The sequence below is a fragment of the Amycolatopsis sp. NPDC006125 genome (genome assembly GCF_040614195.1).
In the GTDB taxonomy this organism is placed as follows: Bacteria; Actinomycetota; Actinomycetes; order Mycobacteriales; family Pseudonocardiaceae; genus Amycolatopsis_E; species Amycolatopsis_E tucumanensis.
In genome coordinates this window covers 1-13,749 of the sequence record NZ_JBEXTZ010000153.1, presented here as the reverse complement: position 1 = coordinate 13,749, position 13,749 = coordinate 1, and the positions used below count along the sequence as shown (strand labels likewise).

At 71.2% G+C, this 13,749-nt stretch carries 15 protein-coding genes; 7 read left to right on the top strand and 8 right to left on the bottom strand.

From position 1 onward, the window contains the following. Positions 1-25 precede the first annotated feature (25 nt). Positions 26-613, bottom strand: coding sequence for a TetR/AcrR family transcriptional regulator (locus tag ABZ193_RS41000; RefSeq protein WP_354714146.1), 588 nt, complete (start codon positions 611-613; stop codon positions 26-28). 438 nt (positions 614-1,051) lie between these two features. Between ABZ193_RS41000 and ABZ193_RS40995 the strand changes: the two genes are divergently transcribed. From ABZ193_RS40995 to ABZ193_RS40980, 4 genes are read left to right on the top strand one after another with little or no spacing between them, the layout of a single operon-like run. Continuing rightward, complete coding sequence (locus ABZ193_RS40995) at positions 1,052-3,385, top strand: nitrate- and nitrite sensing domain-containing protein (protein WP_354714148.1); 2,334 nt, start codon at positions 1,052-1,054, stop codon at positions 3,383-3,385. 21 nt (positions 3,386-3,406) lie between these two features. Further along, the gene (locus ABZ193_RS40990; protein ID WP_017983331.1) at positions 3,407-3,832 is read left to right on the top strand and encodes a roadblock/LC7 domain-containing protein; all 426 of its coding nucleotides are present in this window, start codon (positions 3,407-3,409) and stop codon (positions 3,830-3,832) included. After that, on the top strand, positions 3,832-4,197 hold the full coding sequence (locus ABZ193_RS40985; RefSeq protein ID WP_017983332.1) for a DUF742 domain-containing protein: 366 nt from the start codon (positions 3,832-3,834) through the stop codon (positions 4,195-4,197). The genes ABZ193_RS40990 and ABZ193_RS40985 overlap by 1 nt, the downstream gene beginning before the upstream one ends. Continuing rightward, the gene (locus tag ABZ193_RS40980; RefSeq protein WP_237339754.1) at positions 4,178-4,777 is read left to right on the top strand and encodes an ATP/GTP-binding protein; all 600 of its coding nucleotides are present in this window, start codon (positions 4,178-4,180) and stop codon (positions 4,775-4,777) included. The genes ABZ193_RS40985 and ABZ193_RS40980 overlap by 20 nt, the downstream gene beginning before the upstream one ends. 307 nt (positions 4,778-5,084) lie before the next feature. Here ABZ193_RS40980 and ABZ193_RS40975 read toward each other — a convergent pair whose 3' ends face one another. The 7 genes from ABZ193_RS40975 to ABZ193_RS40945 all read right to left on the bottom strand — a co-directional run bounded on the left by ABZ193_RS40975 (position 5,085) and on the right by ABZ193_RS40945 (position 12,739). Continuing rightward, on the bottom strand, positions 5,085-6,470 hold the full coding sequence (locus ABZ193_RS40975; protein WP_354714144.1) for a tryptophanase: 1,386 nt from the start codon (positions 6,468-6,470) through the stop codon (positions 5,085-5,087). Between the two features lie 20 nt (positions 6,471-6,490). Then, positions 6,491-7,531 carry a tryptophan dimethylallyltransferase family protein gene (locus ABZ193_RS40970; protein WP_354714142.1) on the bottom strand — a complete coding sequence of 347 codons (1,041 nt, stop codon included), beginning with the start codon at positions 7,529-7,531 and terminating at the stop codon, positions 6,491-6,493. Positions 7,532-7,999: 468 nt separating this feature from the next. Beyond that, positions 8,000-9,148, bottom strand: coding sequence for a SpoIIE family protein phosphatase (locus ABZ193_RS40965; RefSeq protein WP_354714140.1), 1,149 nt, complete (start codon positions 9,146-9,148; stop codon positions 8,000-8,002). A gap of 11 nt (positions 9,149-9,159) precedes the next feature. Next, on the bottom strand, positions 9,160-9,969 hold the full coding sequence (locus tag ABZ193_RS40960; protein ID WP_354714138.1) for an alpha/beta hydrolase: 810 nt from the start codon (positions 9,967-9,969) through the stop codon (positions 9,160-9,162). Positions 9,970-10,036: 67 nt separating this feature from the next. Beyond that, positions 10,037-11,512, bottom strand: coding sequence for a long-chain fatty acid--CoA ligase (locus ABZ193_RS40955; protein WP_354714136.1), 1,476 nt, complete (start codon positions 11,510-11,512; stop codon positions 10,037-10,039). Next, complete coding sequence (locus tag ABZ193_RS40950; RefSeq protein ID WP_027935341.1) at positions 11,512-12,375, bottom strand: p-hydroxycinnamoyl CoA hydratase/lyase; 864 nt, start codon at positions 12,373-12,375, stop codon at positions 11,512-11,514. Before ABZ193_RS40950 ends, ABZ193_RS40955 begins: the two co-directional genes overlap by 1 nt. A 64-nt stretch (positions 12,376-12,439) precedes the next feature. Then, positions 12,440-12,739 carry an ABC transporter permease gene (locus ABZ193_RS40945; RefSeq protein ID WP_354714134.1) on the bottom strand — a complete coding sequence of 100 codons (300 nt, stop codon included), beginning with the start codon at positions 12,737-12,739 and terminating at the stop codon, positions 12,440-12,442. Between ABZ193_RS40945 and ABZ193_RS40940 the strand changes: the two genes are divergently transcribed. From ABZ193_RS40940 to ABZ193_RS40930, 3 genes are all read left to right on the top strand, one after another. Next, positions 12,738-13,124 (top strand): YchJ family metal-binding protein, encoded by a 387-nt coding sequence (locus ABZ193_RS40940; RefSeq protein WP_020422606.1) that lies wholly within the window; start codon positions 12,738-12,740, stop codon positions 13,122-13,124. The genes ABZ193_RS40945 and ABZ193_RS40940 overlap by 2 nt on opposite strands. Beyond that, on the top strand, positions 13,121-13,534 hold the full coding sequence (locus ABZ193_RS40935; protein ID WP_020422607.1) for an SRPBCC family protein: 414 nt from the start codon (positions 13,121-13,123) through the stop codon (positions 13,532-13,534). Before ABZ193_RS40940 ends, ABZ193_RS40935 begins: the two co-directional genes overlap by 4 nt. Before the next feature lie 11 nt (positions 13,535-13,545). After that, the coding region (locus tag ABZ193_RS40930) for a hypothetical protein (protein ID WP_354714131.1) at positions 13,546-13,749 on the top strand (204 nt) is incomplete at its 3' end.

Sequence of the window (13,749 nt, the reverse complement as noted above, 5' to 3'; positions counted from 1 at the left end):
CCGGCGGTGGGCCGGCAGTGGAGCGTCACTCCCCAGCGCCGCCGAAAACCGCGGTCAGCCGGGCTTCCAGGAAGGCCAGCAGCTCCCGGTGCCCCCGCTCGTAGCCGAGGAGCTGCTCCACGAACAGCCCCTCGACCGCGGCGCCCCACAGGGTCGCCACCGCGCACACCTCGTCCTCGCTCAGCGGCACTCCCCGGCGGGCGGCCTCGCCGCGCACGGCGTCCGCGAAGGTCGACCTCAACGCGTCCAGCCGGGGCGCCAGCCGCTCCCGCAAGACGGGCTGGTTCAGAGCCAGCGTGCACAGCTCGAGCCAGATCTTGGGCCACCCCCGCGCCCGCGCGTCCCCGATCAGCAGGTCCCGGTGCCGCCGCCAGCGGGCCACCAGCGGCTCCTCCCCCGCGAACGCGGCCGCGACCCCCGCCGCGTACTGGTCGCCCACCCGGTCCAGCACCGCCACGAGCACGTCGGCCATCGAGCCGAAGTGGTAGTGCACCAGCGCCTGGTTCAGCCCGGCCTCGGCGGCCAGCCGGCGCGTCGTCACCGCCGCCGCCCCTTCGGTGATCAGCAGCCGCTCGGCGGCGTCGACGAGCTGCTTCTTGCGATCAGGACGCACACCCACGCCTTTCTCCGGAACGGGTGAGGATACCGCCGGGCACCTCCCCCGCATGGAGGAAAGCGCTTTCGGGGGCCGGCGCGTCGCCGCAACCGGCCACAACGGTGTTTGCGCACAGTAACCGGGGGGTCGCGGCTCGGGAGTGATCGCCGTACGACATGATTTCACCTCGACCAGAGCATCTATCGAGTGATCGGCGACTGTGACTCAGAGTGAGAAGAACTCCCGAGCCGCCGGGAGGGCACTTGTCGACAACCCCCGCTTGACAGGGGTGGTTGCATACGACTCTGTCGTGACGTCGCCGTCTTCGTCCCGGTCCCCAGGATTTCGTGGAGCGTCGTGAAAAACACAGATGACAAGTCAGGCGAAGGCCACCACAAGTCGATCAGAAAGCGCCTGACGGGAACCGTCCTGATCCCGAGTATCGCGCTCCTGGTGATGTGGATCGCGGGTTCCGGGTACTTCCTGGTGGACGCGATCTACGTGCGCACGGTGGCCTCCTCCGTGCAGGACGTGTCGATCCCCGCCGTCACCGCGCTCGGCGCCGTCCAGCAGGAACGCCAGCTGTCGCTGGTCTACCTGGAACGCCCCCAGGTCGGCCTGCGTGACCTGCAGGCGCAGCAGCAGTCCATCGACAGGTCGCTGACCAGCCTCCGGTCCGCCCTCACCGAGGTGAAGAGCCTCGTGCCGGACGAGATCGGGCAGCGGATGAACCAGATGGAGGCGAGCCTCGACCAGCTTCCGGTGATCCGCGCGGAGATCAACCTGCGCACGATCTCCAAGGAGCAGGTCAACGACTTCTACAACCGCCTGCTGGACGTCTCGACCGACCTGTTCGACTCGCAGGCCCGCCTGGTGCCCGACGCCGAGTCGACCCAGGGCGGTATGACCTCGGTGGACATCTTCCGCGCCTCGGACCAGATGTCGCGGGCCGCGTCGCTGGCCTCCAGCGCGTTCGCCTCCGGCCAGTTCGCCCCGGCCGACCACCTGCAGTTCGCCCAGCTCGTCGGCAGCTACCGCAACCAGCTGGCGAAGATCGCGAGCTACATGGCCCCCGAGGCGGGGCAGCGCTACCGCGACCTGACCTCGGGCGAGCAGTGGCAGCGCCTCACCGCCGCGGAGAACTCGATCATCACGCACGGCCCGGGCGTCTTCCGCGAGAACGTCGGCGGGCTGACCGTGCGGGAGAACGACTGGCGCGACCTCACCACCGAGGTGTCGGGCCAGCTGATCGGCCTGACCGTCGAGCAGTCGGAGCTGGCCTCCGGCGCCGCGCTGGACAAGGGCAACGTCAACCTGTGGACCGTGATCATCGGCAGTGTCGTCGCCCTGCTCGCGGCGATCGCGTCGATCTGGGTCGCCGTCCGGGTGTCCCGCACGCTGGTCGACCGGACCCTGATGACGCGCCTGGAGCGCCTGCGCAACGACTCGCTGGAGCTGGCCCGCACCCGCCTGCCGAGCATCGTGAACCGGCTCAAGGAGGGCGAGTCGGTGGACGTCACCGCCGAGCTGCCCCGCCTTGACCACGGCAAGGACGAGATCGGCCAGGTGGCCGAGGCGTTCAACATCGCGCAGCTGACCGCCGTGCAGGCCGCGGCCAGTGAGGCCAAGGCCCGCAGCGGTGTCAACAACGTGTTCCTCGGCATCGCCCACCGCAACCAGGGCCTGGTGCACCGCCAGCTGCAGATCCTGGACCGGATGGAGAGCCGCGAGGAGAACCCGGAGCAGCTCAAGGGCCTGTTCCAGCTCGACCACCTGGCCACCCGCGCCCGCCGCACCACCGAGAACCTGATCATCCTCGGCGGCAAGCAGCCGGGCCGCCGCTGGCGCAAGCCGGTGTGGCTGATGGACGTGCTGCGCGCCGCGGTGTCGGAGACCGAGCACTACTCGCGGGTCGAGGTGGAGAACGTCCCGCAGGTCGCGATCATCGGGTCGGCGGTCGCCGACACCATCCACCTGGTCGCGGAGCTGGTCGACAACGCCACCACCTTCTCCCCGCCCGGGTCGCAGGTCCACATGACCTCCACCCTCGTCGCGCGCGGCGTCGTGGTGGACGTGGCCGACCAGGGTCTCGGCATGAAGGACGACGTCCGGGAATGGGCCAACCGGATGATGTCGGAACCGCCCGAGTTCGACGCGATGGCCCTGAAAGCCGACTCCAGCCTGGGCCTTTTCGTGGTCGCGCGGCTGGCGGCCCGGCTCGGCCTGAAGGTCATGTTCGACTCCTCGCGCTACGGTGGCACCCGCGCCACGATCCTGATCCCGTCGGCACTGCTCGCCAACGGGGACCAGGTCGCCGAGAACGCCGATCCGGAGTTCCGCGGCGCCCCGGCCACCACCGGGACCGACTCGCACGAGCAGGAGGAGACCGGCCGTCCGGCCGGGACGAACGGTATGGGACGACACGAGAACAACGGCGCCGCCGAGCCCGCTCGGCGGGTCCCGGCGGAGCTCCCCTCGGGACGGCACGCGGAACCGGAACCGGAGACGGCGAGCGAGACCAGCGGTGTGCGGACGATCTCGGTGTTCGAGCCGGAGCCCGCGCCGGCGCCGACGCCCTCGCCGCGCCCCAAGCGGGCCCGGGCGCCGCTGCCGCAGCGCGAGCCGCAGCAGAACCTCGTCGCCCAGCTCCGTGACGACCCGGAGTCGGACGCCACCGATTACCACGAGTTCTCCGGTCGGACCCGCAACACGCTCTCGGCGTTCCACAAGGGAACCCGCCGCGGGCGCGACGCAGACGCACCGGAAGACCCCCGGGCCACCATTGACTGAGAGGGAAGTCGAACCTCATCGATGAACGAGAACGAGAACTCCAAGGTCGACCTGAACTGGCTGCTCGACGACATGGTCGACCGCGTCGTCGGGGCGCAGCACGCCGTGGTCCTCTCTGCCGACGGGCTGCTCATGGGCAAGTCCGCGAACCTGTCGAAGGACGACTCCGACCAGCTGTCGGCGATCGCGTCCAGCCTGCAGAGCCTCGCCAAGGGCGCCAGCAAGCACTTCCAGCGCGGGCCGGTGCTGCAGACCCTCATCGAAATGGCCGAGGGCTACCTGTTCGTCTGCGCGGCGGGTCAGGGCGCGTGCCTGGCGATCCTCGCCGAGGAGACGGTCGACGTCGAGATGATCGCCTACGAGATGAGCCGCCTCGTCAAGCGCGTCGGTGACTACATGACGTCGGCTCCCCGGGATGCCGCGAGGTTCGTTCCGGAGCACAACTGATGGCGGACGACCAGTGGTACGACGAAGCGGCCGGGCCGCTGATCCGGCCGTACGCCATCACTCGGGGCAGGATCCCGTCCGTCGACATCAAGCTCGACGTGGCGACGCAGGTCATGGCCATCCGGGGCAACCACGACCCGATCGGGTTGACCCCGGAGCACCTGACGATCCTCGAGTTGTGCCAGCGGCCGCTGTCCGTCGCTGAAATTGCCGTGTACGTCAAGGTCCCCCTCGCCGTGGTCAAGGTGTTGTGCAGCGATCTGATCGAACGGGGCGCCGTGATCGTCCGTTCGCCGTCGCAGCCTGCCAAGGCCCCCGATCGCGAACTACTCCAGGCGGTGCTCGATGGCCTCAACAAGCTCTGAAGAAGGGGGCGTCATCCCGACGCCCGTCAAGATCGTCATCGCGGGCGGCTTCGGCGCCGGCAAGACCACCATGGTCGCGTCGGTGAGCGAGATCGTCCCGCTGTCCACCGAGGAGGTGATGACGGAGGCCAGCACGGGCGTCGACGACCTGACCGGTGTGGAACGCAAGACGACGACCACGGTGGCGCTGGACTTCGGCCGCATCACCATCTCCCCGCAGACGGTGCTGTACCTGTTCGGCACGCCCGGGCAGGACCGGTTCTGGTTCATGTGGGACGAGCTCGCACTGGGCGCCATCGGCACCGTGGTGCTGGTCGACACGCGACGGCTGGACTCCAGCTTCGCGGCGATCGACTTCTTCGAGCGGCGCAAGATCCCGTTCATCGTGGCGGTCAACTGCTTCGAGGACTCGGACGAGTACGAAGAGGACGAGATCCGCAAGGCGCTCGCCATCGCGCCCGGAGTGCCGGTGATGTTCTTCGACGCCCGTTCGCGGGAGTCGTCGAAGCTGGCGCTGATCCGGTTGGTGCGCTACGCGATGAGCCGCCTGCCCGCCGAGTCGGAGCTGGCTCGCGCCTGAGGTTCTCCGGCCCGGGACAAGGAAAGGCCACCCCGTTCTTCGGTGACGGGGTGGCCTTTTTTGGGCGCCACGCGGGTATCTACTGCACCGGCTTCGCTTCGCTACGCCCGGATGAAGAGAAGCCCCTCCCGAACCCGATCTCTCAGTGTTCGGTTGCCGAGAAGTCGCGTCAAGGCGGGAAAGAGTACCTTGACCCGACTGCTCGGCAACCGATTTGGCTGGGGATCGGGTTGCGGGAGGGGGGGTGGCTCGTGGGGGTGGTTGGCTTCCGTTGCCGGCCTGCGGACAGGAAGCCGCGTGCGCGCGCCTAGGAAACCGCCCGGGGCACCTGCCGAAGCTTCAGGTTGAAGTGCCGCAACAGCTGCGGCGCGTGCGTGACCCGGTACTCCGGCACCGACTCGGGGTTCTTCGCGATCGACGCCAGCACGTCGGCCACGTACTCCAGGTGCGCCAGCGTGTACGTCCGCCGCGGAATGGCCAGTCGCACCAGCTCGAACGGTGCCGGGGTGATCAGGTTGTGCTCGTCGTCGAAGGTGCCCAGGTACAGCGAACCCAGTTCGGCGCACCGGATGCCGCCCGCCAGGTACAGTTCGCACGCCAGCGCGTGCCCGGGGAAGCCGTGCGGCGGAATGTGCTGCAGCAACCGCCCGGCGTTCAGGTACAGGCCGTGCACCCCCGCCGGCTGGACGATGTCCACACCGGCCTCGTTGATCAGCCGCGCGAAGTGCGCGGTCTCCTCGGCCCGGTTGCGCAGGTAGTCCGGGTCCACGACCTCCTGCAGGCCCTGCGCGACGCGCTCCAGGTCGTGCCCGCCCAGGCCGCCGTACGTGCGGAAACCCTCGGTGGCGATGAGAATCGCCTCGCACTGCTTGGCCAGCTGCTCGTCCCGCACGCCGATCGCCGCGCCCATCGGCGAGATCGCGTCCTTCTTCAGGCTGGCGACGAAACCGTCGGCGAGCGCGAACGTCTCCTGCGCGACCTCCTTCGGCGTCTTGCCCGCGTAACCGTCCTCGCGCTGGGTGATCAGCCACGAGTTCTCCGCGAACCGCGCCGCGTCGAGGAAGAACGGGACCCCGAACCGGTCGCACAACGCGCGCACGGCCTTCAGGTTCGCCATCGACACCGGCTGCCCGCCGCCGCCGTTGTTGGTGATCGTGATCAGCACCTGCCCGACCCGCGAACCGTCCGGACCGGACAGCGTCTCCTCGAGCGCACCGAGGTCGATGTCGCCCTTGAACGGATCCCGGCTGTCCAGGTCGGCCGCTTCCGGGCACGGCAGATCCCGCGCTTCAGCGCCGGCCAGCTCCACGTTCGCCCGCGTGGTGTCGAAGTGCGTGTTGGACAGCGAGATCTGCCCCGGCTTCAACGCGGTGGAGAACAGGATCCGCTCCGCCGCCCGGCCCTGGTGCACCGGGAACAGGTGCGGGAACGACGTCAGGTCCTCCAGCGCCGACTTGAACCGGAACCACGAGTCCGAACCGGCGTAGGAACGGTCGGCCGCCGCGGCGCCGGCCTCCTGCGCGGCGGACACCGCGCCCGTGCCGGAGTCGGTCAGCAGGTCGATCGTCACCATGTTCGCGGGCAGATCGAACATGTTGTAGCCGGCGCGGGCGAGCGCTTCCTCCCGCTCCTCCCGGGTCGTGATCGGTATCGCCTTGACAACCTGGACCCGGTACGGCGGGAACGACTTCATGCTGGCTTCTTCCTCCCAGATCAGAACGTGGCCGAGGCGCTGACGCGCCCGCGCGGCGCCTGCACGGCGTAGGCCTCGGACGAAAGATATACCGTCGTCCCCGACCCGAACCGGCCGAGACGCAGGGAAACGTGCGCGATGAGGCCCACACCGGCGCCCGCGGGGCGGCTCGTCACCGCGGCGATCGCCCGGTCCAGCTCCGCGGACGGCAACCCGGACCGCGCGAAGTGGGCGAGCACGTGCTCACGCGCCACGGCGTCGTCCGGGACGTAGTCGCGGATCGGCAGGTAGAGGCTGTAGTTGCCGGGACGGCCCGCGCCTGCCTCCACGAAGGAGTAACTGGAGATCAACGGCCGTCCGGCGTACGGGCCGGGGCCGCCGCCCGCGGTCGCCAGGAAATCGCGCACCGCCAACGGGTCCACGCCCTCCACGGCTCCGGCCGCTCGTTCCACCGTGGCCGAGTCCGCCGAGTCGTGCGAGATGTACAGCTTGACCCGGGACAGCGGCCCGTCGTCGAGATCGAGCGCGAAGAACGAGAACTGGTCGGCGGCGCCACGCCGCAGCGCGTGCTCGGCGACCGTGTCGTACGCGTCGCTCAACCCGAGGCGCCGCAGGCCTTCGGCGACGAGCCCGGGCGCCGCGCCCTGCCCGCGCACCTGCGGGTTGAAGTAGACCTTCAGCGCGGGCGCCCGGCCGGGCCGCAGGATCACCGAGAACCACAGCGTGAACTTCCCCTGTGGCCGGTCGACGAGGAACAGGTCCTCGACCGCGGCGAACCGGTCCAGCCGAAGATCGAACCGTTGCGCCATGTGGGTGAGAAAGCGCTTCGCCGCTTCGATGTTCGCTGCGGGGCCGGGGTTTTCCGCTATGGTCTCGCCGAGGATCCGCACCGCGCGGTCGCCGCTCTCGTCGAACGCGACGGAGAACTCCACGGGGGTCGCGTCGTCCGCGACGTCGGAAGGCCACAGCGGCGGCTCGGTCAGCGGGCGGCGGCCGGCCGCACCGAGGAGCTCCCGCAGCACGTCGACGGCATCGCTGCCGCCGCCGGGAAAGCCTGCCACCCTGCAGAGTTCTCCGAGCTGTCTCCGGGCATGGTCGAATAGGGTCACAGGGGCGACGTTCACACTCACTCCGACGGTCTGGCGAGCAACTGCTCGACTAGGCGGGGGACAGACCGTCGACCAACATAACGTCATCTTTCCAGCGAGACGTACCGCTGGAGGAGTGATCTTGGCCGCACGGTCAGTCACCGGACGCCCGCCGCTCCCCTGGTTCGCTGCCACGGCACGGTTTTCGCGCCCGGTGCGCACGCAACCGCCGCCACGGCAAGCGATCCGACCGGGCGCGAGCTGGGAAAACGCTTACCGGATGCGATCCACGTCACTTCTCCGACACTGTCCACAATAGACAATCAGGAGCAGTGCGCAAGCGGCCGTTCGGCCGGACACCGGAAGCGACCACCCGTCTAGAACAGTGTTCACCTGGTCAGCGGAGTGTCACGAGTGGCCTCGATGGCCCGGAATCCGGGCTCAGCGCGGCACGGTGAGCACCAGCGCGGCGGTGTCGTCGGTGACCCCCTGGTCGAGGTCCGAGAGCAGCCGTCCGAGGCGGTCGACGATCGCGTCCGCGTCCAGGCCCGCGAAGCCCGACGCCGCGCTCGCCAGCCGCCCCTCGCCGACGAGCGCGCCCCGTGGGTCCCTGGCCTCGATCAGCCCGTCGGTGTAGAGAAACAACGCGTCGCCCGGCCCGAGGCGGGTGCCCGCGGTCGTCACGCACGCGTCCGGGAACACCCCGAGCAGCCGGCCGCCCGGCGTGTCCATCGGGTGCACCGCGCCGTCCGCCGTGATGTGCAGCGCGGGCGGGTGGCCGCCGGCGGCCAGTTCCACCCGGAACCCGTCGCCGTCCGGCTCGATCAGTCCGAACAGGACGGTGCAGAAGCGGCCCTCGGGAGCGCGGTAGTCCTGCAGCAGCACCGCGTTGAGCGTGCGCAGCACCGAGCCGGGGTCGGGCTCCTGCACCGCGGCCGCCCGCAGCGTGTAGCGCGCGAGCGAGGTGAGCACGGCCGCCTCGGCGCCCTTGCCGCACACGTCGCCGATGAAGAACGCCCACCGTCCCGGGCTCAGCGGGAACAGGTCGTAGAAGTCGCCGCCGATCATCTCCGTCGGCGCCGCCCGGTAGTACCCGGCGGCGCGCAACCCGGGCACTTCGGGCAAACCCGGCGGCAGGAGGGTCTCCTGGAGCGTCCGGGACAACCGGGCCAGCCGCTCGCGCTCCCGGTCGGCCTCCTCCCGCGTGCGCAGCAGCTCGCGCTCGTAGGCGCGCCGGTCCCGGGCGTCGAACACCGTGGTGCGGATGCCGGTGACCCCGTCCGGCCCCGCGCGCAGCGTCGAGTTGACCAGCACCGGCAGCCGTGTGCCGTCGGCGGCGACCAGGTCCAGCGCGATCTCCCGCACCTCGGACTGCATCCGCAGCAGCGGCGCGTAGTGCGTCTCGTGGTAGAGCCGCCCGCCCGCGGTGAGCAGGTCGCTGAACCGGCGGCCGGCCAGCTCCTCGGCCCCGTAACCGAGCCAGTTGAGCAGGGTCGCGTTGACCCGCACGATCGTCCCGTCGGGCCGGGTCGAGAGGTATCCGCAGGGCGCGTTGTCCCACAGGTCGTCGGCGGCGGCCCCGGGCAGCACCTCCGGCTCCGTCACCGCGTGCCGCGGCCGGCCAGGAACGCCCCGATGGCGGCCGTGGTCAGGTCCGGGTCGCTCAGGTGCGGGCAGTGCCCGTTGACCTCCAGCACGACCAGTTCGCTGTCCGGCAGCTGCTCGTGCACGTACTCGCCGACCGGCACCGGCGCGATCGCGTCGTGGCGGCTCTGCAGGACGAGGCTGGGCACCTGCACCTTCGCGAGGTCGTCCCGGTTGTCGGACAGGAACGTGACGTGCGCGAACTCGCGGGCGATGCGCGGGTCGGTGCGGCAGAAGCTGTTGGTCAGCTCGGCGCCGAGGTGGGGCCGGTCCGGGTTGCCCATGATGACCGGCGCCATCGCCGCCGACCAGCCCAGGTAGTTGCTGTCCAGCGAGTCGAGCAGCTCGTCGATGTCGGGCCGGGTGAAGCCGCCGGTGTAGCCGTCGTCGTCGAGGTAGCACGGCGATGGGCACACCATGACCAGCCCGGCGAACCGCGACGGCTCCCGCGCGGCGGCCAGCACGCCGATCATCGAGCTGACCGAGTGCCCGACGAACACCACGTCTTCGAGGTCCAGCTCGGCGCAGATCTCCAGCACGTCGTCGGCGTAGCCGTCGAGCGTGGCGTAGCGCTCGGGCCGCCAGGCGCCCAGGTCGGAGCCGCCGGCGCCGACGTAGTCGAACAGCACCAGCTGGTAGTCCGGTTCGAAGGCGGGCGTGACCAGCCGCCACATGGCCTGGTCGCAGCCGAACCCGTGGGCGAACACCATCGGCTGCCCGCCCGGCCGCCCGGCCACGGTCACCGCGTTCCTCGTCCGGATGTCCACTGCCGCCAGCGTAGCCGCCACCTGCCGTCGCGGCCGCCCGAGCAGGAGGCCGCGCCGGATGCGGGGGTCAGCCGAAGCGGCGGCGGACCTCGCCCTTGAGGATCTTGCCGGAGCCGGTCGTGGGCAGCCGGTCGGTGAACTCGACCGACTTGGGCACCTTGTACCCGGCCAGCCGGGTGCGCAGCCAGGCCAGCAGCTCGTCGCCGTCGATGCGGCTCCCGTCGGCGGGCACGACGACCGCCTTGCCCACCTCGCCCCAGCGCGGGTCCGGCACGCCGATCACGGCGCACGCCTCCACACCCGGGTAGCCGTACAGCTCGTTCTCCACCTCGGCCGGGTAGATGTTCTCCCCGCCGGAGATGATCATGTCCTTGAGCCGGTCGACGACGTGGAAGTACCCGTCGCCGTCCACGGTGGCCACGTCGCCGGAGTGGAACCACCCGTCGCGCAGCACCTCGGCGGTCGCCTCCGGCCTGCCCCAGTAGCCCTTCATCACGTTCGGCCCGCTGACCACGATCTCGCCCTTCTCCCCCGGCGGCACCGGCTCGCCGGACGGGCCGGCCAGCCGCACGTCGGTGAAGAACGAGGGCACCCCGGCGGAGCCGATCTTCTCCGCGACGTGCGCGCGGTCGAGGACCAGCACGCCCGGCGCGGCCTCGGTCATGCCGTAGCCCTGCACGAACGCGAGCCCGCGGTCGAGGTAGCGGCCGGCGAGGTCGGCGGGCACCGGCGCCCCGCCGCACAGCAGGGTCCGCAGGCTGGACAGGTCGGCGCTGTGCCACCGCGGGTGCGCGGCGATCGCCTGGTACATCGTGGGCACGCCGAACACGAGCGTGACCCGCTCCTGTTCCACCGCGGACAGCACGGCGCCGGGGTCGAACGCGGAGTGCAGGATCACCGTGCCGCCCTTGAGCAGGGTGGGCAGGCACACCATGCCGAGCGCGGCGGCGTGGAACAGCGGCGCGGCGACCAGTGCCCGCTCGTCGCTCGCCAGGTCGGTCTCCACCAGGACGTTGACGCAGTTCCAGGTGAGGTTGCCGTGGGTGAGCATCGCGCCCTTGGGGCGTCCGGTGCTGCCCGAGGTGTACATCAGCAGGCACACGTCGTCGAGGCCGACGGGCAGGTCGGGCGGCTCGTCGTCCGCGACGTCCAGCTCGCCCGCGGGCACGCGCAGCAGCCGGTCGGCGGCGAGCGCCGCGACCGTCTCCGCGTGCTCCCGGGTGTGGATCAGGACCGACGCGCCGGAGTCGGCCAGCGCGTGGTCCAGTTCCGGGACGCCCAGCCGGAAGTTCAGCGGCACGAACACCGCGCCGGCCTGCCCGCACGCGAACAGGGTCTCCAGGTAGGCCGGGTGGTTCGGCCCGAGGTAGGCCACCCGGTCGCCGGGGCGGACCCCGGCGGCCCGCAGCCCGTTGGCGAGCCGCGCGACGCGGCGGGACAGCTCGGCGTAGGTCAGCGCCGTCCCGCCGTGCCGGACGGCTGTCGCGTGCGGGCTCATCCTGGCGCGGCGCACCGGCCAGGAGCCCAGACCCTGGTTGCGCACTACTTCTCCGGGTCGAAGGCGCTCAGGCCGGGCCGGTAGGACTTCTGGTCGAGGAACTGGGTCAGCCCCTTGGCGCGGGCGCCCGCCTTGTCGGCGAACTGGGACTGGTCGAGCTTGGCGTAGAGGTAGTCCTCGGCCTGCTCCCAGGGCATCTCCTGGGCGATCTTGTACCCGGTCTTGGCCGCGTGCAGGACCACCTGGTTCATCGACGCGAGCTTCAGCGCCACCTCGCGGGTGCGCTCCCGCAGCCGGTCGGCGGGCAGCGCCTCGTTGACCAGGCGCATCTCCGCCGCGCGGCGGCCGTCGAAGGGCTCACCGGTCATGATGTAGTACAGCGCGTCGCGCTGCGGCACGGTCGCTGCCAGCGCCCGGCTGACCACGCCGCCCGGCGGGATGCCCCAGTTGACCTCGGACAGCCCGAACTGCGCGTCCTCGTCGGCGAAGGCCAGGTCGCAGGCCACCAGCGGGGTGAACGCGCCGCCGAAGCACCAGCCGTTGACCATCGCGATCGTCGGCTTGCTCCAGTTCGCCAGCCGCTTCCACTGCCACTCCGCGCTGGCCCGCCGCACCTTGATCTGCACGGCGGTGCTGCCGGTGGCGTCGACCTCGCGGAAGTACTCCTTGAGGTCCATGCCCGCGGAGAACGACTCGCCCGCGCCGGTCAGCACCAGCACCCGGCAGCGGTCGTCGCCCTCCAGGTGGTCCAGCACCCGCACCATCTCGTCGTTCAGGGTGGGGTTCATGGCGTTGCGCTTGTCCGGCCGGTTGAGCGTGACCCAGGCGATGCCTTCGTCGAACTCCACCAGAACCGTCTCGCCCCACGGCTCCGTCCGGACCCGCCCGTTGCCGACCGCTGTGCTCATGCATCGCTCCCTATATCAGTAGTTCTGATATAGGGATAGCAAGAGCGGGCCGACGGCGTCAAGGTCAGATGGATCGCAAGGCCTCCGTCGGCGCCATCCGGGCGGCGCGGATCGCCGGGAGCAGGCCGGCCAGCGCGCCGATCAGGACGGCGGCGACCAGCCCGCCGAGCGCGGCCAGCAGCAGCGCCTCGGACAGGAACCGCCGAGCCCGGTGAACAGGCCGTTCGGCGCTGACTGCGCCGCCGCCCGCGCCTCCAGCGGACTGAGGGTGACGGGCTCGGGCGCGACGCGCCGGTGAGCGCGGTTGCCGCGACCGGGCGGCGCCTTCCCGGCGGCCGCGGCCGGTGCGGACAATCGGGGGCATGAGGTGTCCCTGCGGGTCCGGTGAGACGTACGACAACTGCTGCGCGCCCCTGCACCGCGGCGAGTCCGCGGCGCCGACCGCCGAACGGCTGATGCGCTCGCGGTTCAGCGCGTTCGCCGTCGGGGACGTCGGCTACCTGCTCGCCAGCTGGCACCCGGACACCCGCCCGGCCACGATCCGGCTCGACCCGGACCAGCGCTGGACGCGGCTGGACGTGCTGGCCACCACCGGCGGCAGCCCGTTCCACACCGACGGCACCGTCGAGTTCCGCGCCCACTACCGCACCCCGGACGGGCCCGGCTCGCTGCACGAGGACAGCGAGTTCACCCGCGTGGACGGCCGCTGGGTGTACACGCGGCCGCGGCGGGTAGCCCGCGGGGCATGACCGAGTTCGAACGCGAACGCGCCATGCCGGCCCCGGCGGAGCGGGTGTTCACCGTGGCCGCCGACGTGAACCGGCTCGACGAGTGGCTGCCCGGCGTGATCACCGTCCACCCGGCCGAGCCCGAGGGCGTGGACGTCGACGTGCACGACCCGGCAGGCGAGTACGAGGCGCCCGGCGTGCTGGGCGCGCGCCGCGAGCAGCTGCGGCTGGAGTGGGGCCGCCGCGGCAGCGCCGACTACAGCGGCTGGCTGCAGGTGTCCTCGGCCGAGGGCGGCTCCAGCTACGCCACGCTGCACCTGTCCTTCCACGGCGACCAGCCGGCCGCCCACGGCGGCAGCGCCGCCGACGACGTCGAGCGGCGGCTGGACGAGTCGCTGGACCGGCTGGCGAACCTGGTGTCGGCGAGCTGAACCCCGACCGGGTGATACGTTTCCTCCCGATCACCCGGAAGAGGTTCGATGTCCCGCAGATCCTGGCCGCGCCCGGCGCTCGCCGTCCTCACGCTCGCGACCGGCGCCGCCGGGATCGTGACGGTTTCGCTCGCGTCACCCGCTCCCGCGCCGCCCGTCTGGTCGGGCCGAAGGGGCTGGTCAAGGAGCGCCTGGCCGCCCTGCGCGAGGCCGGG